Raw genomic sequence first — 24,792 nt, forward strand, 5'->3', positions numbered from 1 at the left:
ACGCACCAGCCGCGCGACAGTGACCATAGGGGTGAGGGAAGAGGGGAACACCCCTATTTTCTCACCAGGTTCACGCCCGCGCGCGTCGGCTCTCCCGTCGGCTCAGCCGCGGTTCCACTCCAGCCAGTACGGGTCGGGCACCACGGTCAGCAGCGCGGAGATCACCATGACCGCCCCCAGGACACCCAGCTCGATCCGGGCCGGTGCCTGTGCGTCCCCGCCCCTCGACATCCGGTACCGGGCGGTCAGCGCCAGCAGGCTCGCCACTCCGACCAGGGCCAGTTTGGCCAGGAGGACTCTGCCGTAGGCCGTCGTCAGGACGAGGTCCAGGGGGAGGCGGCGGAGGGTCGAGCAGGTTCCTGTGACGATGAGGGCCGTGAAGATCCAGGCCGCCACCCGGGCGTAGCGGACCAGGACGTCCCGGCCGTCGGTGCGGAGCCGTAGCGTGCGCAGGACGTACAGGAGGGCGCCGGTCCAGAGGGACGCCGCCGTCAGGTGGACGACCGTGAGGGTGACGCCGATCGCCGGGGAGGTGGGTTCGGGGTGCGCGCGGAGGGCTTCCGCGCCGACCACGACGGCCAGCGGGGCCAGGGCGAGCCCGGGGCGGCGGCTCGCGGCGCAGAGGGCGGCGAAGGCGAAGGCGTTCGCCGTGACGAGGAGCAGCTTGCCCTCGCGGGTGGCGTAGACCGTCGTGAGGCCGAGGCCGCTGACGGCGGCGAAGAGGAGGATGAGGCCCGCGGTCGCGGCCGCTCCGGACACGGCGGCGACGGCCGACCAGCTGCGGGGCAGGGGGCCGTCGCGGGCGAGCCGGACGCCTGCGAGTTCACCCAGATGGACGGCGAGCGCGACGAGGACGAGGAGCCTCAGGAGACTGGTGGCACCGGCCGCCGGGACGCGGAGTTCGCCGGTGCCCGTCTGGGCGACGCCGGCGCCCATGAACGCGAGCAGGACGGCGGCCAGCACGGCTATGACGGCCAGCGCGACGGCCGTCGGGCGTATCGGGGAGCCTTCGGATCCGGGAGACGTCACCGCTCGATCGTCACCGGCGCCCGGACGGGCGGCAACTCACGTGCGTACGCACGGAGTACACGCCGCCCGCCCTGCTCCGGAGGGGTCAGGCCTTGCTGAGGTGCGCCCAGAACTCGTCCCACGACAGCTTGCCGTCGTGGTTCGCGTCCCGCTGCTTGATGAGCGCCTCGGCGACGGTCTCGGTGACGTTGAAGTCACCCAGTTGGGCCATGACGCTCTTGTACTCGGCGGCGGTGATGAGGCCGTCCCCGTCCACGTCGAACCGCTCGAACGCCCTGCGTGCCGACTCGATGTCCGCCACTGTTTCCGCCCCTTCTCGATGCTTCGATGACGGGGGTCAGATTATCGGTCGGCCCGCCGCGCCCGGGCGCCGGGCCTTGCCCGATCATGGGATCATGAGTGACGACGTGGCACGGATCCTGGCAGCGGCGGCGCACGGGGAGTTCCCGCCGCCGGACGGTTCGACGACGGTCGTCCCGCAGCCCAGCCCCCGGGACGCCGGGGTCCTCGCCTTCACCGCGCACTCGGTCGTCTTCACGGACGAGGACCCGGAGTGGGTGCGGGCGGAGCTGGCGGCGGTGCCGAGCGACCCGCTGGCCGCCTCCATGAACCCGGAGTTCCTCATCGCCCTCATGCGCCGTACGGGACTGCGCATGAACACCGTCGATCTGCTGACGGTCGCCCCCGCCCTGCCCGGGGCCCCCGAGCTGGAGCTGCGGGAGATCGAGGACGTGGACCACCCCCGGGTGGCGCGGGCGCGGAAGTACCGCGACGACGTACGGGTGTGGGCGGCCGACGGCGGGGTGGTGATCCTGGGCCGGGGCGTGGCGGGCCGCTGGGAGGCCGCGATCGAGGTGGACGAGGACGTCAGGCACCAGGGGATCGGCCGGGCCCTCGCGCTCGCCGCCCGGCATCTGACGCCGGGCGACGTGGTCTGGGCGCAGCAGTCCCCGGGCAACGCCCGCAGCGTCCGCGTCTTCCAGGCGGCCGGGTACCGGCCGATCGCCTCGGAGGCCCTGCTCGTCGCGGGCTGAGCGGGGAACGCGAGCGGCCCCGCAGGCTCAGCGGAAGATTCCCGTGTGGCCCAGCGAGTACCGGCCCGGCTGCGGGTAGACCGCCAGGCCGTGCGGGCCGCCGCCGACCGGGATGCGGGCCAGTTGCCTGCCGGTCGTGGTGTCGATCGCGTAGACCTCGGAGTCGTAACGGCCGGACAGCCACAGCACCTTGCCGTCGGCCGAGACCCCGCCCATGTCCGGGGAGCCTCCGTCCGGCAGCCACCACTTCTTCGTCAGACGGTTCTTGGCGAAGTCGAAGACCGAGATGGAGCCCTCGCCGCGGTTGGGGACGTACATCTCCTTGGAGTCGCGGGAGATGTAGAGGCCGTGGCAGCCCTTGCCGGTGGGCAGGAGCCGCGGGGTGGTGAACTTCTCGCCGTCGAGGACCCACATGCCGTGGGCCATCATGTCGGCGATGTAGAAGGTCTTGCCGTCCGGGGAGATCTTCACGTCCTGCGGCATGGCGCCCTCGACGGGAAGCCTCTGCTGGCCGATGACCTCCATCTTCTCCGTGTCGACCTTCAGGAGTTCGCCGGAGAACTCGCAGGAGACGACGAAGTACCGGCCGTCGGCGGAGAAGTCGGCGTGGTTGACGCCGTAGCAGGAGACCGGGACGGTCTTCTTCCGCTCCATCGTGTGCGGGTCGCGGAAGACCAGCTCGCGGTCGAGGGAGGCCATGACGACGGCGTACTTCCCGTTGGGCGTGAAGTACAGGTTGTACGGGTCGTGGACCTCGACGGGCTTGCCCGCGACGCCGGTGGCCGGGTCGATCGGGGTGAGCGTGTGGCCGCGGTTGTTGTTGACCCAGAGGGTCTTCATGTCCCAGGACGGCACGACGTGCTGCGGCTGGATGCCGACCGGGATCGTCTCGATGACCTGGTACGTCGCCGGGTCGATGACCGAGACGGTGTTGGAGTTGGTGTTGGGGACGTACACCCGGCTCGGGAAGTCCTTGACCACGGGCGAGAGCTTGTTCGGGCGGTCGGCCGCGTAGATGTCCTTGGGGTCGAGGACGGGCGGCATGCCGGGCAGCCCGGCGGGGGCGGTCCGCCGCGGTACGGCGGGGGCCGCGCCGGCCTCCTTCTTGGCGCCGCCCCGGGGCTCGGGGGCCGGGTCGGCGATGCCGCAGCCGGCGAGCGCGGCGAGCAGCGCGGCGGCGAGGAGGCTCTTCGTGCGCGTGGTGAGAGGCAGCATCAGGTCAGCAGCTCCGTGGTCGTCACCGCGCGCAGGCCGCGGCGGTCGAGGTCGGCGAGGAGGGGCGGCAGGGCGGCGAGGGTGTCCGCGTAGCCGAAGTGCAGGCTCACCACGGACCCGGCCCGGACCTGCCCGGTGACGTTGCGGACGACGGCCGGGCCGCCGGGCGAGGTGTGGTCGAGGGAGTCGACGTCGTACGAGAGGACGTGCGGATAGCCCACCCGGAGGGCGGCGCGCCGGACGGTCTCGGTGGCGTGCCGGCTCCTGGAGGGGCGGAACCAGGTGCCGATGGAGCCGGTGAGGCGGCGCAGCCGGGTGGCGCAGGCGGCGATCTCGGCGCGTGCCTCGTCCTCGGTCATCGCGTTGACGTCGAGGTGGCGCTGGGTGTGGTTGCCGAGGTCGTGGCCGCCGTCGAGGACGCGGCGGGCGAGGCCCGGGTGGGCGTCGAGCCACTCCCCCACGGCGAGGACGGTGACCCGGGCCCCGCCCTTCTCGGCCTCGGCGAGCACGGCGCGGGCGAGGCCGGGGTCGCCCTGGCCGTGGAAGGTGAGGGCGACCCGGGGGCGGTCGCGCGGGCCGCCGGTGATCTCGGCGGGCAGCCCGGGGAAGCGGCGGGGCGCGGGGGCGGCCGGCGCGGGTGCGGGGCGTTCAGCTGGGTTCTCCGCGCCGCAGGCGGTGGTGAGGGCTCCCGCGAGTGCGGCGGCGCCCGCCCGCAGGACGCCACGGCGATCGGTGGGGGTCACCTGACCATTGAAGAGGCGAGATGCCCGAAAGGTAACGATTACGCCAATCCAGGACGTTTACAGACCGACCCGCCGCGTCCGAAATGCAGACAGGCCACGGAAACACCCGGTGAACACCATACTTATTCACCATTCGCAAGGCTGGTGCTCCATGTCACCAACGATTCACTGGTGAACTATGCGGCTATGTACCAAATTGTCCCAGTAGGGACTTTTGGCGCCAAGGCCCCCTGTCTGCCATAGTCGGGAACACGACCCCCATTGACCCGGGCCAGGTCGTTCCGAGCACCGTGGATACACCCCCCCGATCCGCGGCGCTCCCTACGCAGAAGCCCCCGCACGGGGGCTTCTGGGTTTTCAGCGGTCGGAGACCCGCATCTCGAACCAGGTGGTCTTGCCGCGCGGCTGCAGATCGACACCCCAGCGGTCGGAGAGCTTGTCGACGAGGAAGAGGCCGCGGCCGCTGATGTCCAGCTCCTGCACGGGCATCAGACACGGCAGACCGCGCGAGGGGTCGCGGACCTCCACCCGGATCCAGCCCCGGCGGCGCAGCAGCCGCAGCGCGAAGACGCGCGCCCCGGTGTGCCGGACGGCGTTCCCGACGAGTTCCGAGACCAGGAGGACGGCGTGCTCCGCGAGCTGCGGCGTCAGGGCCCACTGACGGAGCACCACGCACTGCGTGAGCCGGCGGGCGATGGCGGCGGACTCAGGACGGGACGGCAACCGGACGTCGTCCTCGGCCGGGTTGCCGTACAACTCCAGGGCTTCGAGGGCCTGTTCGTCCTCGCCGGTCGGTACCCACCGTGCGGCGGTCGCACCGCCGTGCTGCCGCGGTTGTTCCACACCCTCCAGGCCCGCCATGCCCCCCATCATGGCCGCACGGACGGGGCCGCGTGGCCGTTCCGGAGGAATCCGTACCCCGGAATCGACAATTCCAGGAGATTCCTCCGGCATATGCCAGCGGCGAGAAGCGGTACTGACGAGTACGGCGCGGGTCAGACGAACTTGGCCTTGCCCGGGCCCTCCTCGACGAAGCTCCGCATCCCGCGCTCCCGGTCCTCGGTCGCGAAGAGGCCCGCGAACCAGGTGCGTTCGATCGCGAGGCCGGTGTCGATGTCGGCCTCCAGGCCCTGGTCGATCGCCTCCTTGGCGGCGCGCAGCGCGATGGCGGGGCCCTGAGCGAGCTTCGCGGCCCAGGCGTGCGCCTGCTCGTAGACCTCGGCCGCGGGGACGACCCGGTCCACCAGACCGAGCGTCAGGGCCTCGTCGGCCTTGACCATCCGGCCGGTGAAGATGAGGTCCTTGGCCTTGGAGGGGCCGATCAGCCGGGAGAGCCGCTGGGTGCCGCCGGCGCCGGGGATCAGGCCGAGCAGGATCTCGGGCTGGCCGAGCTTGGCGTTGTCGGCGGCGATCCGGTAGTCGGCGCAGAGCGCCAGCTCGCAGCCGCCGCCCAGGGCGTAGCCGGTGACCGCGGCGACGACGGGCTTGGGGATCCGGGCGACCGCCGTGAACGAGTCCTGGAGCGCGCGCGACCGCTTCACCATGGCCGCGTGGTCCATGGCCTGCATCTCCTTGATGTCCGCGCCGGCCGCGAACACCTTCTCGCCGCCGTACAGGATCACCGCCCGCACGTCGTCGCGGTCGGCGGCCTCCTCGGCCAGCTCACGCAGCCGGTCCTGGACGGCGATGTCGAGGGCGTTCATCGGGGGGCGGTCGAGGCGGATCGTGCCGACGCCTTCGGCGACTTCGAGGTTCACAGTCATACGGGGCAGGTTAGTCCCCGTTAACGCAGCGGGGCCCGGTGCCGTTGGTCACAGCACCGGGCCCCCGCGGAGGAGAGCTACTTGATCCACTCCGACCAGGGCATGTTCCAGCCGTTGAGGCCGTTGTCCGGCTGGATCTGCTTGTCCTTCGAGTTCTTCACGACGACCACGTCACCGATGAGCGAGCGGTCGTAGAACCACGCCGCCGGGGTGGAGCTGTCGCCCGCGCCGCGCGCATCACGCAGACCGACGCAGCCGTGGCTGACGTTGGCGGAGCCGAAGGTCCCGGACGAGGCCCAGTAGTTGCCGTGGACGAAGGTGCCCGAGGTGGACAGACGCATCGCGTGCGGCACGTCCTTGATGTCGTACTCACCGCCGAAGCCGACCGTCGCGCCGTTCATCCGGGTCACCTTGTACTTCTCACTGATGACCATCTGACCGTTGTACGTGGTCGTGGCCGGGGCGCCCGCGGTGATCGGGATCGTCTTGATGATCTTGCCGTCGCGCTCGACCTTCATGGTCTTGGCGCTGGCGTCGACCGTGGAGACCTGGCGGCGGCCGATGGTGAAGGAGACCTTCTTCTTCTGCTTGCCGTAGACACCGGGGCGGCCCTCGACGCCGTCCAGGTTCAGCTCGACCGTCACCTTGGTGCCGGCGGCCCAGTAGTTCTCCGGGCGGAAGTCGAGACGGTCGTTGCCGAACCAGTGGCCCTCGACCCGGACGGCGGGCGTCGCGGTGACCTTGATGGCCTTCTCCACGGCCTCCGGGTCGGTGATGCCCCGGGTGAAGCGGATGGAGACCGGCATGCCGACGCCGACGGTCGAGCCGTCCTCCGGCGTGTAGTGGCCGAGGAAGGTGTTCTTCGGGACCAGCGTGGTGAAGGTGGTGTCCTTGGCCGACTCACGGCCCTCGGAGTCCTTCGCGATCGCGTGGACCTTGTACTCCGTACCGGCGGAGAGGTGTCCGACGGGCTGCCAGCTGGCGCCGTCCGCCGAGATCTTGCCCTCGACCGCGGCGCCCTTGGTGTCCGCGACCGTGACCGTGGTCAGCTTGCCCTGCTCGGCCGTGACCTTCAGCGCCCCGCTGGTGGCGACCGACTTGGCGCCGTCCTTCGGGGCGATGGTGACGACGGCCTGCGAGGCCGCGATCTCCTGCTTGCCGCCGTTGCCGGCCTGCGCCGGGTCCTGGCCCCCCTTGCCGCCGGTGGCGTCACCGCCACCGCACGCGGTCAGCAGCAGGAGCAACGCTCCCGTGGCCAGTGCCCCGAGGCGGTTGCCGCGGCGCCTTCGTCCGGTGGTCGCTCCGGATATCGGCTGCCCGTTCACTATGGTGTTCTCCCCTCGCACGACCCGGCACTGCCTGGGCCCCACCCCCGTGCACATCCTCTCGCGCACACGGCGTTAGATAATCACACCGGAAGACACGAAAGTTCCACGCGAATGTCACCGTTCAGTCCCAGTTCGCACGGGGTGCGAGTCACTCGCCCACGTCACCGCAGGGCCGAACCCGCCTTCCACTCCTCCCATTCCATGTTCCAGCCTCCGAGGCCGTTGTCGGGAGCGACCTTTCGGTCACGGGAGTTGACCACCTCGACGACGTCGCCGATGAGCGTACGGTCGAAGAACCAGCCCGCCGGGGAGTCCGCGCTGCCGCCCTTCTCGTCCCGCAGACCCACACAGCCGTGGCTGACGTTGGCCGAGCCGAACGTGGAGGGCGCGGCCCAGTAGTTGCCGTGCAGGAACGTCCCGGACTCGGTCAGCCGCATCGCGTGCGGCACGTCCTTGATGTCGTACTCCCCGCCGAAGCCGACCGTCCGGCCGTCCATCCGCGTCACGTCGTACAACTCCGTGACCACCATCTTCCCGTTGTACGTCGTGGTCTTCGGCGCCCCGGCCGTGATGGGCAGCGTCGCGAGCAGCTCGCCGTCCCTGCGCACCTCCATGGTGTGCTCGGCCGCGTCGACGACGGAGACCTGGGAGCGCCCGACGGTGAACCCGACGCGCTTGCGCTGGATGCCGTACACGCCCGGAGCGCCCTCGACGTCGCGCAGCGCGAGGTCGACGGTCACCTGGGTGCCGGGCCGCCAGTACTCGGCCGGGCGGAAGTCCAGTCGCTCCTTGCCGAACCAGTGGCCGACCACCTCGACCGGCGGGTCGGAGGTGACCTTGATGGCCCGCTCGACGGCCTCGCGGTTCTCGATCGCGCGGTTGAAGGCGAAGGAGACGATCATGCCGGTGCCGACAGTGGAACGGTTCTCCGGCTTGAAGTAGCCGATGAAGCGCCGCTCGGGCACGACGGTCGTGAAGGTGGTGTGCCGGGCCGAGCGCCGGCCATGCCCGTCGAGCGCCACGGCGTCCACGCTGTACTTGGCCGCGAGGGCGAGCCGGGAGTCCGGCCTCGGCCGCCAGCTCAGCCCGTCCGCGCTGATCTCGCCGGGCACCTCGGCCCGCTGGGCGTCCTCGACCTGGACGACGGTGACCCGCTCCAGGCGCCCGCTGTCGACCCGGACCTCGATCGGGCCGTCGGCCGCCACACCCTTGCTGCCGTCCTCCGGAGTGACCCGGATGACGTCGCCCGGTGCCCGCGCCTTCCCGGGCAGGGGGAGGTCGATCCCACCGCCGCCGTCGCCCATGCCGGTGCAGCCGGCCAGACCCGCCATCAGTGCCGCCACCACGAGGGCGCGGCCCGCCCGCTTCCATACAAGTTCCACGCTCAGCCCAACGACAGCCACCCTCCAGGGGAAACGTGCGTGCGGGTCATGTTGGGAGTACGGCCGTACGGGCAGAACAGGGGGAGGACCCCGTGCGGGGAGCCGCGGCCGGGACGCCGCGGGTCCGTGGCGGCGCGGGCCCGACGAGCCGCGGGAGGCCGACAGGTGTCGAGCGCAGCCGAGCAGGAGGCGGAGGCGGTGGGGGAGGAAGGGGCGCTCCTGCCTGCCCCGGAGCGGAGGCGGCCGGTGGTGTGGCCGGGTGCGCCGACGCCCTTGGGGGCGCGCTGCCGGGTCGGCCCCGACGGGGTCGCGGGCACCAACTTCGCGCTGTGGGCCGGCGGGGCGGAGGCCGTCGAACTCTGCCTCTTCGACCGGGACGGCACGGAGCGGCGGCTGCCGCTGACCGAGCTGACCCACGAGATCTGGCACGGCTTCGTGCCCGGAGTTGGCGCGGGCCAGCGGTACGGCTTCCGGGTGCACGGCCGCTGGGACCCGTGGACGGGGGCCCGCTGGAACCCGGCCAAGCTGCTTCTGGATCCGTACGCGCGGGCGGTCGACGGCGACTTCGCGCTGCCGCCGGAGGCGTACGGGCACGTCCGGGACTGGCCGCAGCAGCATGTGGCCGACACCGTGCGGGACGACCGGGACTCGGCCCCGCACGTGCCGAAGGGGGTCGTCGTCCTGGACGACGACGACTGGGCGGACGATCGCAGGCCGAAGACGCCGTGGCCGGACTCGGTCATCTACGAGCTGCACGTGAAGGGCTTCACCAAGCTCCACCCGGGCATCCCCGAGGAGCTGCGCGGCACCTACGCCGGGCTCGCGCACCCGGCGGCGGTCGAACACCTCGTACGGCTCGGGGTGACGGCGGTGGAGCTGCTGCCGGTGCACCAGTTCGCGCACGAGGACCATCTGCTGCGGCGGGGCCTGCGCAACTACTGGGGGTACAACTCCATCGGCTACTTCGCCCCGCACGCCGGCTACTCCTCCTCGGGGACCACCGGGCAGCAGGTCGGCGAGTTCAAGCGGATGGTGCGGGCGCTGCACGCGGCCGGGATCGAGGTCATCCTCGACGTGGTCTACAACCACACGGCCGAGGCGGGCGAGCTCGGCCCGACGCTGTCGCTGAAGGGCATCGACAACCGGGGCTACTACCGGCTCCAGTCCGACGCTCGCCGGTACGCCGACTACACCGGCTGCGGCAACACCCTGCACGTCGTCCAGCCGCAGGTGCTGCGGCTGATCACGGACTCGCTGCGGTACTGGGTGACGGAGATGGGCGTCGACGGCTTCCGCTTCGACCTTGCGGCGGCGCTCGCCCGCTCGATGCACGACGTCGACATGCTTTCCCCCTTCCTCGCGGTCATCGCCCAGGACCCGGTGCTGCGCCGGGTGAAGCTGATCGCCGAGCCGTGGGACGTCGGCAACGGCGGGTACCAGGTGGGTGCGTTCCCGCCGCTGTGGACGGAGTGGAACGACCGCTACCGCGACGCCGTACGGGACTTCTGGCGGGGCGCCCTGCCCGACGTACGGGACCTCGGCTACCGGCTCTCCGGATCGAGCGACCTGTACGCGTGGGGCGGCCGGCGGCCGTACGCCTCGGTCAACTTCGTCACCGCCCACGACGGCTTCACGCTGCGGGACCTCGTCACGTACGAGCGCAAGCACAACGAGGCCAACGGCGAGGGCAACCGGGACGGGACGAACGACAACCGGGCCTGGAACTGCGGGGCGGAGGGCGAGACCGACGACCCGGCCGTGCAGGGGCTGCGGCTGCGGCAGCTGCGGAACATGCTCACCACCCTGCTCCTGTCGACCGGGGTGCCGATGCTGGTCGCGGGCGACGAGATGGGGCGTACGCAGGGCGGCAACAACAACCCGTACTGCCAGGACAACGAGGTGAGCTGGCTGGACTGGTCGCTGCCCGAGGACCCGGGGCGGCGGGAGCTGCTCGCCCTGACCCGGCGGCTGCTCGCGCTGCGCCACCGCCATCCGGTGCTGCGCCGACGCGCCTTCTTCTCCGGTCGCCCGCAGGGCGCGGACGGGCTGCGGGACCTGGCGTGGTTCACGGCGGACGGCACGGAGATGACCGAGTCCGACTGGTACGCGCCGGCCGCCACGCTGGGCCTCTACCTCTCGGGCAGGGACATCCCCGGGCGCGACGAGCGGGGCGAGCAGGTCACCGACGACAGCTTCCTGGCGATCCTGCACGCCGGTCCGCACCCGGCGGAGTACCGGCTGCCGGGCCCGCCGTGGGCGGCGTCGTACGCCCTGGTCCTGGACACGGCCCTGGAGGACCAGACGCACGCCCCCGAGACCGTGTACGCCGGCGGGGCGACGGTGACGGTGGGGGCGCGTTCGGTGTGGCTGCTGCGGGTGCGGGCGTGAGGGGCCCGCCGGGTCAGGCGCGGCCCAGGATGCCGCGTTCGTAGGCCACCGCGACCGCCGCCGCCCGGTCCTTGACGCCGAGCTTGCCGTAGATGTGCGTGAGATGGGTCTTCACGGTCGCCTCGCTGATGAACAGCTCGACGGCGATGGCGCGGTTGGACGTGCCCTTGGCGACGAGTTCGAGGACCTCGCGTTCGCGGGCGGAGAGCGAGTCGTCCACGGGTGCGGCGGGGGTGCGGACGCGGGAGACGAGCCGGGAGGCGACGGCCGGGGAGAGCACCGTCCGGCCCTCGGCGGCGGCCCGGACGGCCGCGAACAGCTCCTCGCGGGGCGCGTCCTTGAGGAGGTAGCCGGTGGCGCCCGCCTCGATCGCGGGCAGGGTGTCCGTGTCGGTGTCGTACGTGGTGAGCACGAGGACCCGGGAGCGGGCGCCGCGCCGGGTCAGCTCGGCGATGGCGTCGACGCCGTTGCCGCCGGGCATCCGCAGGTCCATGAGGACGACGTCCGGGTCGAGCCGGAGGGCCAGTTCGACTCCCTGCACGCCGTCGGACGCCTCGCCGAGGACGAGGAAGGCGGGGTCGGCGGCGAACATGCCGCGCACCCCGTCCCGTACGACGGGATGGTCGTCGACGATCAGCAGCGTGATGGGGGTGCGGTCAGCCATGGTGCACCAACGGTACGCGGGCGGAGATCGCCGTCCCTTCGCCGGGGGCGGTCTCCACGGTGACGCAGCCGGCGAGGCGTTCGGCGCGGGCCCGCATGCCGTCGAGGCCGAATCCGCCGCCCGTGCCGGCCGTGGTGCGGGCGGCACGGGTGGGGACGGCCCGCGGGTCGAAGCCGTGCCCGTCGTCCCGGACGTCGAGGGTGATCTCGTCGCCCATGTAGGAGAGGGTCACGCCGGCCCGGGAGGCGCCGGAGTGCCGTTCGGCGTTCGCGAGCGCCTCCTGGGCGATGCGGAGCAGGGTGGCGGCGACCTCGTCGTGGGTGGGCTCCTCGGTGCCCGTGACGGTGAACCGGGTGGTGATGCCGGTCCGTTCGGACCAGGCCGCGACGGTCTTGTCCAGCGCCTCGGGGAGGGAGTCGTGCTCCAGGGCGACCGGGCTGAGGTTCTGTACGGAGCGGCGGGCCTCGCCGAGGCTGTGCCGGGCGAGGTCGGCGGCGCGCTGGACGTGGACGCGGGCGAGGGCGGGGTCGGGGGTGGCCGTGACGACCTGGAGCTGGGCGATGATCCCGGTCAGCCCCTGGGCGAGGGTGTCGTGGATCTCGGCGGCCAGTCTGCGGCGCTCGTCGGCGACCCCTGCCTCGCGGGCCTGGAGCAGGAGTTGGGCCTGCAGGGCGGCGTTCTCGGCGAGGGCCTGCTCCAGGCGGGCGTTGGTGCGGGCGAGTTCGGTGATGGTGGCGGCGCGCTCGGCGGCCTTCTCGGCCTCCTTCGTACCGAGGTGGGAGAAGACGACGGCGAGAAAGGCGTTGAGCGCGAACAGACCGCCGAAGGCGACCCAGGTGACGAGCGAGGTGGGCGGGAGCCCGCCGGACTGGGCCCCGGCCATGATGACGGCGGTGACGAGGAGCCCGGCGCGGACGAGCCCGCGGGGCAGGAGGTGGGGGCAGTCGAAGAAGCCGATGCAGGCGAAGACGGAGAAGAACGGGTTGAACCAGGTGAGCGCGAAGGCGAGGACGGTACGGACGGTGAAGTAGACGGTGGAGGCCCGGTCGGGTTCGCCGAGGACCAGGGGCAGGCCGCCCGGGTCCGTCCCGGGCGCCTGCCGCGTGGCCGTCCGGCGCTGGTAGGTGTCCCAGCCGATCTGGAGGGCGAGCGTGGCGACGGTCAGGGCCGTGGCGGCGGCCGTCTCCGTACCGTCCATGGCGAGGGCGTCCGCCGCCGTCGCGGCGAGCACCGTCGCGATGGCCAGCAGGCCGTACGGGCCCCAGCGGAAGAACTGGCGCCACCGCTCCTCGACCGTCGTGGCCATCACCCCGGCGCCCCCTCCCTCATTCCCAGCGGAACCAGCGCGCCGCCGTCGCGGTCAGGACGACCGTCCACAGGGCCATCACCCCCAGTGCGACCCACGCGGTCCCGCCGCCCGTCGTCGCGGCGTCGAGGGCCTGCGAGGCCGCGCCGAACGGCGTGAACTGCACGATGCCGCGGAGCATATCGGGCAGCACCTGCACCGGAACCCAGACGCCTGCCGTGAACATCGCCGGGAAGAACACGGCCGAGCCGACCGCGTAGGCGATGTTCTGCGTACGGGAGACGGCGCAGACGGCGGCTCCGAGGGCCAGACCGGCGGCGACGGCGAGCAGCAGCCCGAGGGCGTACGGGGCGAGGTCCTGCGGCAGCCGGACGCCGAAGGCGACGCGGCCGACGGCGATGACGAGGACGGCGGAGACCAGCGACGCGACCCCGTGGAGCACGATCTGGGCGGTGAGCAGCGCGGCCGGGCGGACCGGGGTGGTCGACATCCGGCGCAGGATGCCGCGTTCGCGGTGGCCGGTGAGGACCGGTGGCATGGCTTGGATTCCGGCCATGATCACGGCGAAGAGGACGGAGACGGGGACGTACAGGTCGATGACGCGGCGGCCGCCGAGGTCGGCGGAGGCCTCGCGGAAGGACGGGATCAGGCCGAGGATCACGAGGAGGACGGTGGGCGAGACCATCACCCAGAACAGGGTGGCGGGTTCACGGGTGAAGAGACGGACCTCGGTCCTGAGGACCATGGTGGTGGCGGTGCTCATCGCTGGTCGGCTCCCGTCAGGTCGAGGAAGGCGTCGTCGAGGGTGGCGTCGACGACCCGGAGTTGCCGGGCGGTGACGCCCCGGCGGGCGAGGAGGACGACGAAGGCGTCGACGGTGGCGTCGGTCCCCTCGACGACCGTCCGCCCGTCGCGGGTCTCCACGCCGGCCACCTGCGGCAGGGCCCGCAACTCGGCCGGGTCCAGGGGGGTTCCGGCCTCGAAGGAGATGACCTTGGAGGCGGTGGCGCGGCCGATCAGCCCGTCGGGGGTGTCGAGCGCGGCGAGGCGGCCCTTGTCGATGACGGCGATCCGGTCGCAGAGGCGCTGGGCCTCCTCCATGAAGTGGGTGACGAGCAGCACGGTCACGCCGGCGGCCCGGACGTCCTCGATGAGGGACCAGGTGTCGCGCCGGGCGCGCGGGTCGAGCCCGGTGGTGAGCTCGTCGAGGACGACGGCGCGCGGGTCGCCGACGAGGGCGAGCGCGATGAAGAGCCGCTGCTTCTGTCCGCCGGACAGCTTCCCGAACCGGGCCCCCAACTGCCCTTCGAGCCCGAGCCTCTCGACGAGGCCGCGCCAGTCGGCGGGCCGCTCGTAGAAGGAGGCGTACAGCTCCAGGGCCTCGCGGACGGTGATCTTCGGCTGGAGTTCGCTCTCCTGGAGCTGGACGCCGAGGATCCGGGTGACGTCGGCGTGGTGCGCGACGGGGTCGAGCCCGCCGACCCGCACGGTCCCGGCGTCCGGCCTCCGCAGCCCCTCGACACACTCGACGGTCGTGGTCTTGCCGGCTCCGTTGGGGCCGAGGATCCCGAAGATCTCTCCTTCGTCGACGTCGAACGAGACCCCGTCGACGACGACCTTGTCCCCGTAGGCCTTGCGCAGGCCCCGTACTTCGATCATTGGCATGGCTCAAGGCTGTCGCGAGCGGCCGAGGGGCGGCATCCGCCATCGCGCTCGACCTCGGGTCAACCGATCGGTTGATGGCCGGTACGACCGAGGGGCCCGGGCGCCCGGGTGGCGCGGCCGACCCCTGCGGCCGGCCCGGCGGCGGAAAACCACGTGAGCGGTGTCAGTGGTGAACCGTAGGGTCGGTCGTGATGCCCGGAGAAGACGCTGTCACCAAGAAGTCCGCCGTTCGGAACCTGCTGCGCCTGTGGCCCTATGTCCGGCCGGTGCGCGTGCGGTTGGCCTCGGCGGCCGTGGTCGCCGTCGTCGCCTCGTGCCTCTCGCTCGTCATCCCGCTCGTCCTGGAGTGGATGGTGGACGGGCCCGTCGCCGCCCGCGACCCCGGCGGGGTCTGGCTCGGCGCGCTGTACCTGCTGCTGCTCGGGATCGCGGAGGCCGTGCTCTTCGGGTTCCGGCGGTGGCTGGTGGCCCGGCCGCTGGCCGGGGTCGAGGCGCGGATGCGGGCGGATCTGTACGGGAGGCTGCAGCGGCTGCCGATCGCCTTCCACGACCGCTGGGCGTCGGGCCAGCTGCTCTCGCGCGGGACGACCGACCTGATGCTGGTCCGGCTGTTCCTCGCCTTCCCGCTGACCTTCCTCGTGGTCAACGGCGTGACGATCCTGGCCGGTTACGTCCTGCTGCTCGGCCAGGACTGGACGCTCGGGCTCGTGCTGCTGACGCCCGTCGTCCCGCTGGTGATCCTCTGCTCGCTCTTCGAGGCGAAGTACGCGGTCGTCGCGCGCCGCGCCCAGGACCAGGTCGGCGATCTGACGACCGTGGTCGAGGAGAGCGTGCTCGGCATCCGGATCGTGAAGGGCTTCGGGCGGCACCGCAGCCAGGCCCTCGCCTTCCGCGCGCTCGCCGAGCGGCTGCGCGGCACGGAGCTGGTCAAGGCGCGGCTGCTCGCCGGGATCTGGGCGCTCATCACGATCATCCCGGAGCTGGCGATCGGCGCCGCGCTCGTGCTCGGCACCGTCCAGGTCGCCGACGGCCGGCTGTCGGCGGGCACGCTCGTCGCCTTCCTGTCGACGGCGCTTGCGCTGCGCTGGCCGGTGGAGTCGATCGGCTTCCTGCTCGCGATGAGCCAGGAGGCGGCGACGGCGACGGAGCGGTACTTCGAGGTGATGGACGCGCCGGAGGAGACGCCCGGTCCGGCCGAGGCCGGCGGACCACCGGGGGCCCGGGACGGGGTCCGGTTCGAGAGCGTCACCTTCCGCTACCCGGACGCGCCCCCGGACGCCCCTCCCGTGCTCGACCGGGTCGATCTGCACATCCGGCCCGGGGAGACCCTCGCCCTCGTCGGCGAGACCGGTTCCGGCAAGACGACCCTCACCGCCCTCGTACCGCGCCTGCACGAGGCGACCGGCGGGCGGATCCTGCTCGACGGCGAGGACATCACGCTCATGGAGCGCGAACGGCTGCGCGCCCTCGTCGCGGTGGCCTTCGAGGAGCCGACCCTCTTCTCGGCGAGCGTCGGCGAGAACGTCCTGATGGGCGCGGCGGAAGGGGCGGGCGAACCCGAGCTGTGGCGCGCGCTCGCCGTGGCCCAGGCGGACGGGTTCGTCGCGGCGCTGCCCGAGGGTGCGGCCACCCAGGTCGGCGAGCAGGGACTGAGCCTCTCCGGCGGCCAGCGCCAGCGCCTCGCCCTGGCCCGCGCGGTCGTCGGCCGGCCCCGCTTCCTGGTCCTCGACGACCCGCTCTCCGCGCTCGACGTCCACACGGAGGCCCTGGTGGAGGCCGCCCTGCGCGAGGTCCTGCGTGACACGACGGCCCTGGTCGTGGCCCACCGGCCGTCGACCGTCCTGCTCGCCGACCGGGTGGCGCTCCTGTCACAGGGGCGCGTCGCGGCGGTGGGCACCCACCAGGAACTGCTCCGGAGCAACGCCGAGTACGCCTGGCTGATGTCCGGCGAAGGGGCTGAGACACGATGACGGCTGCGAAGAATCCGACGAGGACGACCGGCAAGGGCGCGGTCGCCACCGGCGGCGACCCCTTCGACCGGGACGACCTGCCCACCGCCCCCGGTGCCACCGGGGCCCTGCTGCGGTCGCTGCTCTCCGCGCACCGGGCACGGGTGGCCGTCGCCGCGCTCCTGCTGCTGCTCCAGCAGGCGGCCCTGCAGGCGGGGCCCTTGCTCGTCGCGTACGCCATCGACCGGGGTGTGCCGGCCTTCCGGGACGGTGACCACGGGCCCGTCGTGGCCGTCGCCGCCGGGTATCTGGTCTGCGCCCTGGCCGGCGGGCTCCTCCAGTACCTCTTCCTGCGCCGCGCCGCCCGCGTCAACCAGGACGTGCTGCTGGATCTGCGCGGGCGGATCTTCCGTCACGCGCAGGTGCTCAGCGTCGACTTCCACGAGCGGTACACCTCGGGCCGGCTCATCTCCCGGTCCACCACCGACGTGGAGTCGCTGCGCGAGCTGCTCTCCGAGGGGCTCCAGGAGCTGATCGGCGTCGTCCTCGCGTTCGTGTACATCTCGGCGATGCTGCTCTGGCTGGACCTGGGCATCGGGGCGGTCGCCGTCGCCTCCTTCGTCCCGCTGTATCTGCTGGTGCGGCTCTACCAGCGGCGCTCGGCCGTCGTCTTCGCCGAGCGGTCCACGGCCATCGCGGGCGTGATCGTGAAGTTCGCGGAGACGATGAACGGGATCCGGCCGGTACGGGCGTTCCGCCGGGAGCGGGCCAACGACGCCGAGTTCGCCGGGCTCAACCACCGGCACGAGCGCTCCAACGGCGACGCGCTCCTGGAGATGGCCCGCTATGTCGTCGGCTCCCGGCTCGTCGCGAACACGGCCGTGGCCGGCATGTGTCTGTGGGGCGCGTACCGGGTGGCGGGCGGGACGCTGGAGCTGGGTGTGCTCGCGGCGGCGGTGCTGTACATGCGGCGGCTCTACGACCCGATCGACCGGCTCGGCATGTTCCTCAACTCCTACCAGTCGGCGGCCGCGTCCCTCGGGAAGATCGCGGGCCTGCTCGCGCAGGAGCCCGGGGTGCCGGAGGCCGCCGCGCCGAGGGAGCTTCCGGCGGCCCGGGGCGGGCGCCCCGGCCGGGAGGTCGTCTTCGACGGGGTGCGGTTCGCGTACCGGACCGGGGGCGAGGTGCTCCCCCGCTTCGACCTGACGATCCCGGCGGGGCAGACGGTCGCGGTCGTCGGCTCCACGGGCGCCGGCAAGTCGACGCTGGCCAAGCTGCTGGCCCGGTTCTACGACCCGACGCAGGGACGGGTGCTGCTCGACGGGGTCGACCTCCGTGAGCTGGCGACGCCCGAACTGCGGCGGGGCGTGGTGATGGTGACCCAGGAGGCGTTCCTCTTCTCCGGAACCGTCGCCGAGAACATCGCGATCGGGCGGCCGGACGCGACCCGGGAGGAGATCGAGCGGGCGGCGAAGGCGATCGGCGCGCACGACTTCATCGCGGGGCTGCCGGACGGCTACGACACGGACGTACGGAAGCGGGGCGGCCGGATCTCGGCCGGTCAGCGGCAGTTGGTGGCCTTCGCCCGCGCCCTGCTCGCGGACCCGGCGGTACTGATCCTGGACGAGGCGACCAGCTCCCTGGACGTGCCCGGTGAACGGGCGGTGCAGCGGGCCATGGACACCGTCCTGGCGGGCCGCACGGCGGTGGTGATCGCCCACCGCCTGTCGACGGTGGAGATCGCGGACCGGGTGCTCGTGATGGAGGGCGGCCGGATCGTCGAGGACGGCCCGCCGTCGGAACTGGTCCGCGACGAGGGCCGGTTCGCGACGCTCCACCGGGCGTGGCGGGACAGCCTGGTGGGTTGAGGCCCGCCCGGCCCGGTGGAGCGCGGGTAGGACGCGCTCGCCCGTCGCGAGCGGGCCCGGGAGAACGCCGGTCGGCGCCGTGGCCATGATCGACGAAACGTCCGGTTAACGAACGCGCGGCTTCGAGCTCCGGACGAATTCCGGCCAACTTGTTGACACGCTCCTGACAGATGGCGGTCACAGCTGCCACTCTCTCCCCGACTCGTATGAGAGTTCGTGCTCCACAGCTCTGTTTGCACCGCCCGGACGACCCACCCAGCCGTCCGGTACCCCCCTCGCAAAAGGAGTCTGCGTGAGATCCACGCCCAGCCGTCGCGCCACCGCGACCGGCGCTCTGATCGCTGCCGCCGCCATGATCGCCGTCGGTGTCCAGACCGGTGCCGCGACCGCCGCGGACACCCCCGCCGCCCCGAAGGCCCAGGCCGGCATCGCCACCAACCCCGGCAAGCTCCCCGCCGACCTCAGCCCCGCCCAGCGCACCGCGCTGATACGCGCGGCCGACGCCGACAAGGCGGCCACCGCCAAGTCCCTCGGCCTCGGCGCCCAGGAGAAGCTCGTCGTCCGCGACGTGGTCCAGGACCGCGACGGCACGACCCACACGCGCTACGAGCGCACCTACGCCGGACTCCCCGTCCTCGGCGGTGACCTGGTGGTCGCCGAGTCCAAGGCCGGCGTGACCCAGGGCGTCACCAAGGCCTCCCGCGCGGAGCTGAAGAACGTCGACGTGACCGCCGACGTCGCCCCGGCCGCGGCCGAGAAGCAGGCGGTCGCCGAGGCCAGGGCGGAGGGCTCCAAGGAGACCGCGGCCGAGCGCGCCCCGCGCAAGGTCGTCTGGATGGCGCAGGGTTCGCCGGTCCTCGCGTACGAGACCGTCGTCGGCGGCCTCCAGCACGACGGCACGCCGAACGAGCTGCACGTCGTCACCGACGCCACCACCGGCGCGAAGCTGTACGAGTGGCAGGCCGTCCACAACGGCACCGGCAACACCCAGTACAGCGGCCAGGTGACCCTCGGCTCGTCCGGCACGGGCCCGTACACCCTGACCGACGCCGCCCGCGGCAACCACAAGACGTACAACCTCAACCGCGGCACGTCCGGCACCGGGACGCTCTTCTCCGGTGCCGACGACGTCTGGGGCGACGGCACCCCGCAGAACCTGGAGACCGCCGGCGCCGACGCGCACTATGGCGCCGCTCTCACCTGGGACTACTACAAGAACGTGCACGGCCGCAACGGCATCCGGGGCGACGGTGTCGCGCCCTACTCCCGGGTCCACTACGGCAACGCGTACGTCAACGCCTTCTGGTCCGACTCCTGCTTCTGCATGACGTACGGCGACGGCGCGAACAACACCAAGCCGCTCACCTCCATCGACGTGGCCGCGCACGAGATGACGCACGGCCTCACCTCGAACACCGCGAAGCTCGTCTACAGCGGTGAGTCCGGCGGCCTGAACGAGGCCACCTCGGACATCTTCGCGGCGGCCGTCGAGTTCTACGCCAACAACGCCCAGGACAAGGGCGACTACCTGGTCGGCGAGAAGATCGACATCCGTGGCAACGGCACCCCGCTGCGGTACATGGACAAGCCGAGCAAGGACGGCTCGTCCAAGGACGCCTGGTACTCGGGCCTCGGCTCCATCGACGTCCACTACTCCTCGGGTCCGGCGAACCACTGGTTCTACCTGCTCTCCGAGGGCAGCGGCGCGAAGACCGTCAACGGCGTGAACTACGACTCGCCGACCTCCGACGGGCTGCCCGTCACCGGCATCGGCCGGGACAAGGCCGCGCTGATCTGGTTCAAGGCGCTCACCACGAAGTTCAGCTCCAACACGAACTACGCCGGTGCCCGCACCGGTACGGTCGCGGTGGCCACCGAGCTCTACGGCGCCGGCAGCCCCGAGGTCCTCGCCGTCGAGCACGCCTGGGCCGGCATCAACGTGGGCGCGCGCCCCGGCGGCGGCAACCCGCAGCCCGGCAAGGTCTTCGAGAACGCGGCCGACGTGTCCATCCCGGACAACGGCGCCGCGGTGACCTCGACGGTCAACGTCACCGGCATCACCGGCAACGCGCCCTCCACCCTCAAGGTGGACGTGAACATCGTCCACACCTACCGCGGTGACCTCGTCGTCGACCTCGTCGCCCCCGACGGCTCGGTCTACAACCTGCACAACCGCTCCGGCGGCAGCGCCGACAACCTCGTCCAGACCTACACCGTGAACGCCTCCTCGGAGGTCGCCAACGGCGCCTGGAAGCTCCGCGTCCAGGACAAGGCCTCGGTCGACACCGGCTACATCAACAGCTTCAAGCTGACCTTCCCGTAAGCCCCACGGTCCACGGACGCCCGGAGGGAACCTTCCCTCCGGGCGTCCGCGCGTCCGCCGAGCGGCCGGGCGCCGCATCGGCGTCAGTTCGGGTTCGCCGCGTGGGTCAGCGTCTCCCAGGAGACGAAGTAGTTGTCGGTGCCGGAGGGCCGGTGCCCCTCGGTGTAGATCCGGGTGTTGGTCATGGAGATCCCCATACGGCCGTTGAGGGCGTTGTAGCCCATCTCCGTCACGCGTCCGAGGCCCTTCTTCACCGCGCCGCCGCAGAGCCAGGACGGGACCGCCGTGCCGTTCTCGTACGTCGTGTGGAAGCCGAGCGCGTGCCGCAGCCGCTCGGACACCTGGGGGTAGAGGTCCGCGCCCTGGATGCGGCTGGTCTCGGCGGTGTGAACGGCGGCGGCGAGGCCCCAGCCGGTGTGGCCGAAGTCCCGGCAGGTCTCCTGGGAGAGGCCGTCGGCGAAGGTGGACTGGCCCTGCCAGTACTTCACTATCTCGTCGCGCGTGTCGATGCTGCTGTTCGGCGGCGGCTTCGGCGTGGAGCCGTCCGAGGACAGGTAGATGTACGCGGGGACCCGGCCGAGGTAGGTCCTGACGGCCTTGTCGTAGGCCGCGCGGTCCTCCAGGTGGACCGCGATGCCGATCGCGGCCTCGGTCATGATGAGTTCCCAGTTGCCGTTCTTGGTCGCCGCGCCGTTGATGACCTCGGGCAGGTAGACGTCGCGCAGCATGGTCGCGAAGCGGCCCGAGTTCGCCCAGCCGCCGGTGTAGGTGTACTTGATGATCTCGGCGGCGCGGGGCCAGGAGGAGCCCGCCCAGCCGGTCTGGAGCGGGGCGTTGGAGTTGGTGTGGTCCGTGATCACGGCCGACCAGGCGTCCATGATCTCGATCGCCTTCCTGGCGTGGCGGGAGTCGCGGGTGATGTACCAGGCCAGCGCCTGGGTGTACGCGGCGACCGCGTCCTGCCGCTCGTCGGTGCAGCCGTAATTGGGGTTGGACGACGAGCCGCACTCGACGATCGCGCGGGGCTTGGGCGCCCGGGTCAGGGAGGCGGACGGGCTCGCCATCATCTGGTCGTACGCGGCCTTCCAGGGCTGCGCGCCCGCCTGCACCTTCGACCGGACGAAGTCGAGTTGGGGGCGGGAGACGACGACACCGGGGTGGGTGAAGGCCGCGGGCGCCGCGGGGGCCGCCACCTGGAGCGGGGCGGGCCGCGGCGCCGCGGCCTCCGGGGCGGGCGCGGCGACCGACGCGACGGGCAGGGAGACGGCGACGGCCGCCGCGAGGGCGAGAACCAGGGCTCTGAGGCGCATGCGGGGGGTGCCTTTCGTTCCTGTATGTGAACGCCGGACGGAGGATTGAACTCCGTGTCGAGCGAGGAACTTAAGGGCACCCCATGGACACGTCAAGACCTCGGGCGCCTCACCTCAGGAGCACCCCGGCCCCCTCCCCCGTCGCCTCCGTCGGCAGGGTCACCAGACCGAGCTCCGCCGCCGAGGCGAGCAGCGGATGCGCCGGCAGCACCCGGACCGTGCAGCCGAAGCAGCCCGTACGGTCCAGGACGAGCGAGCCCTCGTAGAGCAGCCTGCCCTCCAGGTCCGGGCCGCCCGAGGGCTTCAGCACGCACGTGCGGGTCTCCACGAGCGCGTCGTCGGGGGTGACCCGGCCGGCCACCGCCTGCACCTCCACGTCGTCCGGCCCCAGTTCGCCGAGCGCCACCCGGACCCGTACCGCCGCCGTCGCGCCGAGCTCCGCGTCCGCCAGGTCCTCGCCGAGTTCGCCCACCTCGATGTGGTCGATGGCGACCTTCGGCCAGCCGCCCCGCACCCGGGACTTCCACGCCGACAGCTCCCGCGCGGGCGCCGGGGCGGGCGCCAGCGCCCGGTGGGCCAGGGCCGCCGGGGCGTACAGCTTCTCGACGTACTCCCGCACCATGCGGTCGGCGAGCACCTTCGGGCCGAGGTCCCGCAGCGTCCTGCGGACCATCGCCGTCCAGCGGACCGGCACCCCGTCCGCGCCCCGGTCGTAGAAGCGGGGCGCGACCCGGCGCTCGATCAGCTCGTAGAGCGCGGCCGCCTCCAGGTCGTCGCGGCGCTCCTCGTCCGAGGCGGCCGCGCCGTCCGCGGTGGGGATCGCCCAGCCGAAGTCGGGCTCGAACCACTCGTCCCACCAGCCGTCGAGGACCGAGAGGTTGAGGCAGCCGTTGAGGGCGGCCTTCATCCCGCTCGTGCCACAGGCCTCCAGCGGGCGCAGCGGGTTGTTGAGCCAGACGTCGCAGCCGGGGTAGAGCTTGCGCGCCATCGCCATGCCGTAGTCGGGCAGGAAGACGATCCGGTGCCGCACGCGCGGGTCGTCGGCGAACCGCACCAGCTCCTGCACCAGCCGTTTCCCGCCATGATCGGCCGGGTGCGCCTTGCCCGCCACGACGAGCTGCACGGGCCGCTCGGGGTGCAGCAGCAGCGCCCGCAGGCGGTCGGGATCGCGCAGCATCAGCGTGAGCCGCTTGTACGAGGGGACGCGGCGCGCGAAGCCGATGGTGAGCACGTCCGGGTCCAGGACGGAGTCGGTCCAGCCGAGTTCGGTGGCCCCGGCTCCCCGCTGCCGCCAGGAGGCGCGCACCCGTTCCCGTACCTCGGTCACGAGCTGTTCGCGCAGGGTCCGCCGCAGCTCCCACAGCTCCCGGTCGTCGGCCTCCTCGGCGCGGCGGCCGACCTCGGGGGCGGTCCAGGTCGGCGCGTGGACGCCGTTGGTGATCGAGCCGATCGGCACCTCCTCCGGGTCGAATCCCGGCCACAGACCGCCGAACATCGCACGGCTGACGGACCCGTGGAGGGTGGAGACGCCGTTGGCCCGCTGGGCGAGCCGCAGGCCCATCGCCGCCATGTTGAAGAGCCCGGGTTCGCCGCCGAGCGGGGTCTCGTCGCCGAGGGCGAGGATCCGGCCGACGTCGACGCCCGGCAGCTCGCCGTCCTCGCCGAGGTGGCGGGCGACGAGGCTCCGCTCGAAGCGGTCGATGCCGGCGGGCACGGGCGTGTGGGTGGTGAACACCGTCCCGGCACGGACGGTCTCCAGGGCCGCGTCGAAGTCACGGCCCTCCCCCGCGAGTTCCCGGATCCGTTCCAGACCGAGGAAGCCGGCGTGGCCCTCGTTGGTGTGGAAGACCTCGGGCGCGGGGGTGCCGGTGAGCCGGCAGTACGTACGGACGGCGCGGACACCGCCGATGCCGAGCAGCATCTCCTGGAGCAGCCGGTGCTCGCTGCCGCCGCCGTAGAGGCGGTCGGTGACCCCGCGTTCGGCGGGCGCGTTCCCTTCGACGTCGGAGTCGAGCATCAGCAGCGGTACGCGGCCGACCTGCGCGGTCCAGATGTGGGCGTGCAGCCCGCGGCCGCCGGGCAGGGCGAGGGTGATCCGGGCGGGGGTGCCGTCGCTCTCGCGCAGCAGGGTGACGGGCAGCTCGCCCGGGTCGAGGACGGGGTAGTGCTCCTGCTGCCAGCCCTCGCGGGAGAGCGACTGGCGGAAGTAGCCGTGCCGGTAGAGCAGGCCGACGCCGACGAGCGGGACGCCGAGGTCGCTGGCGGCCTTCAGGTGGTCACCGGCGAGGATGCCGAGACCGCCGGAGTACTGGGGCAGGGCCGCCGCCACGCCGAACTCGGGCGAGAAGTAGCCGATGCAGGCGGGCAGCTTGCCGTTGCCGGTCCGCTGTTCCTGCTGCTCCTGGTACCAGCGGGGCGCGTTCAGGTAGTGGTCGAGGTCCTCGGCCGCGGCGCGCAGCCGGGCCAGGAACTCCTCGTCGCCGGCGAGGGCGGCGAGCCGGGCGGCGGAGACGGAGCCGAGCAGCCGGACCGGGTCGAGGTCGTCGGCGCGGCGGTCGCCCGCGCGGCCGGTGTGGTCGGGGTCGACGGAGCGAAAGAGCTCCCGGGTCGGGTCGTGCCAGGACCAGCGCAGGTTCCGCGCCAGGTCGGTCAGGGGTCGAAGGGTGTCGGGGAGGACGGGACGCACGGTGAATCGACGGATTGCCTTCACGCGTTCCACCTTCGCAGGCGAGTACGGAGCGGAGCCGACGCACCACGCTGTGCAGTCGGTTGTCCATCCACCGAAGGTAAGGCACCCCGCTCTCCCGGGCCACGGCGCGCGGGGG

19 protein-coding genes are annotated in these 24,792 nt (G+C 72.3%); 5 read left to right on the forward strand and 14 right to left on the reverse strand.

Translation table 11 applies throughout. The features are described 5' to 3' along the window. Positions 1-102 precede the first annotated feature (102 nt). The gene (locus tag ACWF79_RS25485) at positions 103-1,029 is read right to left on the reverse strand and encodes a CopD family protein (RefSeq protein WP_453730458.1); all 927 of its coding nucleotides are present in this window, start codon (positions 1,027-1,029) and stop codon (positions 103-105) included. A gap of 85 nt (positions 1,030-1,114) precedes the next feature. Next, positions 1,115-1,330, reverse strand: a complete 216-nt coding sequence (locus ACWF79_RS25490) for an EF-hand domain-containing protein (protein WP_453730459.1) — start codon at positions 1,328-1,330, stop codon at positions 1,115-1,117. Between the two features lie 94 nt (positions 1,331-1,424). On the opposite strand from ACWF79_RS25490, the gene ACWF79_RS25495 reads away from it, so the two are divergent. Continuing rightward, a complete protein-coding gene (locus tag ACWF79_RS25495) occupies positions 1,425-2,063 on the forward strand; it encodes a GNAT family N-acetyltransferase (RefSeq protein ID WP_453730460.1) in 639 nt (212 codons plus the stop codon). Between the two features lie 27 nt (positions 2,064-2,090). Here ACWF79_RS25495 and ACWF79_RS25500 read toward each other — a convergent pair whose 3' ends face one another. The 6 genes from ACWF79_RS25500 to ACWF79_RS25525 form a co-directional block, all read right to left on the reverse strand. Beyond that, positions 2,091-3,278 (reverse strand): YVTN family beta-propeller repeat protein, encoded by a 1,188-nt coding sequence (locus ACWF79_RS25500; RefSeq protein ID WP_453730461.1) that lies wholly within the window; start codon positions 3,276-3,278, stop codon positions 2,091-2,093. Beyond that, positions 3,278-4,021 carry a polysaccharide deacetylase family protein gene (locus tag ACWF79_RS25505; protein ID WP_453730462.1) on the reverse strand — a complete coding sequence of 248 codons (744 nt, stop codon included), beginning with the start codon at positions 4,019-4,021 and terminating at the stop codon, positions 3,278-3,280. Before ACWF79_RS25505 ends, ACWF79_RS25500 begins: the two co-directional genes overlap by 1 nt. A gap of 357 nt (positions 4,022-4,378) precedes the next feature. Beyond that, positions 4,379-4,882: an ATP-binding protein gene (locus tag ACWF79_RS25510; RefSeq protein WP_453730463.1), complete on the reverse strand. Its 504-nt coding sequence runs from the start codon at positions 4,880-4,882 to the stop codon at positions 4,379-4,381. 134 nt (positions 4,883-5,016) lie between these two features. Continuing rightward, a complete protein-coding gene (locus ACWF79_RS25515; RefSeq protein ID WP_453730464.1) occupies positions 5,017-5,784 on the reverse strand; it encodes an enoyl-CoA hydratase/isomerase family protein in 768 nt (255 codons plus the stop codon). Between the two features lie 77 nt (positions 5,785-5,861). Continuing rightward, positions 5,862-7,109 carry a L,D-transpeptidase gene (locus ACWF79_RS25520; RefSeq protein WP_453730465.1) on the reverse strand — a complete coding sequence of 416 codons (1,248 nt, stop codon included), beginning with the start codon at positions 7,107-7,109 and terminating at the stop codon, positions 5,862-5,864. Between the two features lie 164 nt (positions 7,110-7,273). Further along, on the reverse strand, positions 7,274-8,494 hold the full coding sequence (locus ACWF79_RS25525; protein WP_453730466.1) for a L,D-transpeptidase: 1,221 nt from the start codon (positions 8,492-8,494) through the stop codon (positions 7,274-7,276). A gap of 165 nt (positions 8,495-8,659) precedes the next feature. Here ACWF79_RS25525 and glgX point away from each other — a divergent pair, with 165 nt between their 5' ends. Further along, the gene (gene glgX / locus ACWF79_RS25530; RefSeq protein ID WP_453730467.1) at positions 8,660-10,882 is read left to right on the forward strand and encodes a glycogen debranching protein GlgX; all 2,223 of its coding nucleotides are present in this window, start codon (positions 8,660-8,662) and stop codon (positions 10,880-10,882) included. A gap of 13 nt (positions 10,883-10,895) precedes the next feature. On the opposite strand, the gene ACWF79_RS25535 is transcribed toward glgX, so the two are convergent. Genes ACWF79_RS25535 through ACWF79_RS25550 form a run of 4 tightly spaced genes read right to left on the reverse strand, consistent with a single transcriptional unit; the run spans position 10,896 to position 14,517 of the window. Beyond that, positions 10,896-11,546 carry a response regulator gene (locus ACWF79_RS25535; RefSeq protein WP_453730468.1) on the reverse strand — a complete coding sequence of 217 codons (651 nt, stop codon included), beginning with the start codon at positions 11,544-11,546 and terminating at the stop codon, positions 10,896-10,898. Continuing rightward, complete coding sequence (locus ACWF79_RS25540; RefSeq protein ID WP_453730469.1) at positions 11,539-12,852, reverse strand: sensor histidine kinase; 1,314 nt, start codon at positions 12,850-12,852, stop codon at positions 11,539-11,541. Before ACWF79_RS25540 ends, ACWF79_RS25535 begins: the two co-directional genes overlap by 8 nt. Before the next feature lie 19 nt (positions 12,853-12,871). Beyond that, a complete protein-coding gene (locus tag ACWF79_RS25545) occupies positions 12,872-13,615 on the reverse strand; it encodes an ABC transporter permease (RefSeq protein ID WP_453730470.1) in 744 nt (247 codons plus the stop codon). Then, the gene (locus ACWF79_RS25550; protein ID WP_453730471.1) at positions 13,612-14,517 is read right to left on the reverse strand and encodes an ABC transporter ATP-binding protein; all 906 of its coding nucleotides are present in this window, start codon (positions 14,515-14,517) and stop codon (positions 13,612-13,614) included. Before ACWF79_RS25550 ends, ACWF79_RS25545 begins: the two co-directional genes overlap by 4 nt. A gap of 191 nt (positions 14,518-14,708) precedes the next feature. Here ACWF79_RS25550 and ACWF79_RS25555 point away from each other — a divergent pair, with 191 nt between their 5' ends. The 3 genes from ACWF79_RS25555 (at position 14,709) to ACWF79_RS25565 (ending at position 20,657) form a co-directional block, all read left to right on the forward strand. Continuing rightward, a complete protein-coding gene (locus tag ACWF79_RS25555; RefSeq protein WP_453730472.1) occupies positions 14,709-16,487 on the forward strand; it encodes an ABC transporter ATP-binding protein in 1,779 nt (592 codons plus the stop codon). Then, the gene (locus ACWF79_RS25560) at positions 16,484-18,334 is read left to right on the forward strand and encodes an ABC transporter ATP-binding protein (protein ID WP_453730473.1); all 1,851 of its coding nucleotides are present in this window, start codon (positions 16,484-16,486) and stop codon (positions 18,332-18,334) included. Before ACWF79_RS25555 ends, ACWF79_RS25560 begins: the two co-directional genes overlap by 4 nt. Before the next feature lie 292 nt (positions 18,335-18,626). Then, entirely contained in the window at positions 18,627-20,657 is a 2,031-nt protein-coding gene (locus ACWF79_RS25565; protein WP_453730474.1) for a M4 family metallopeptidase, read from the forward strand. A gap of 83 nt (positions 20,658-20,740) precedes the next feature. Here ACWF79_RS25565 and ACWF79_RS25570 read toward each other — a convergent pair whose 3' ends face one another. Continuing rightward, the gene (locus ACWF79_RS25570; RefSeq protein WP_453730475.1) at positions 20,741-21,967 is read right to left on the reverse strand and encodes an alginate lyase family protein; all 1,227 of its coding nucleotides are present in this window, start codon (positions 21,965-21,967) and stop codon (positions 20,741-20,743) included. Between the two features lie 109 nt (positions 21,968-22,076). Continuing rightward, positions 22,077-24,677 (reverse strand): alpha-glucan family phosphorylase, encoded by a 2,601-nt coding sequence (gene glgP, locus ACWF79_RS25575; RefSeq protein WP_453730476.1) that lies wholly within the window; start codon positions 24,675-24,677, stop codon positions 22,077-22,079. Positions 24,678-24,792 lie beyond the last annotated feature (115 nt).

The organism is Streptomyces sp. NPDC054975, assembly GCF_053609105.1.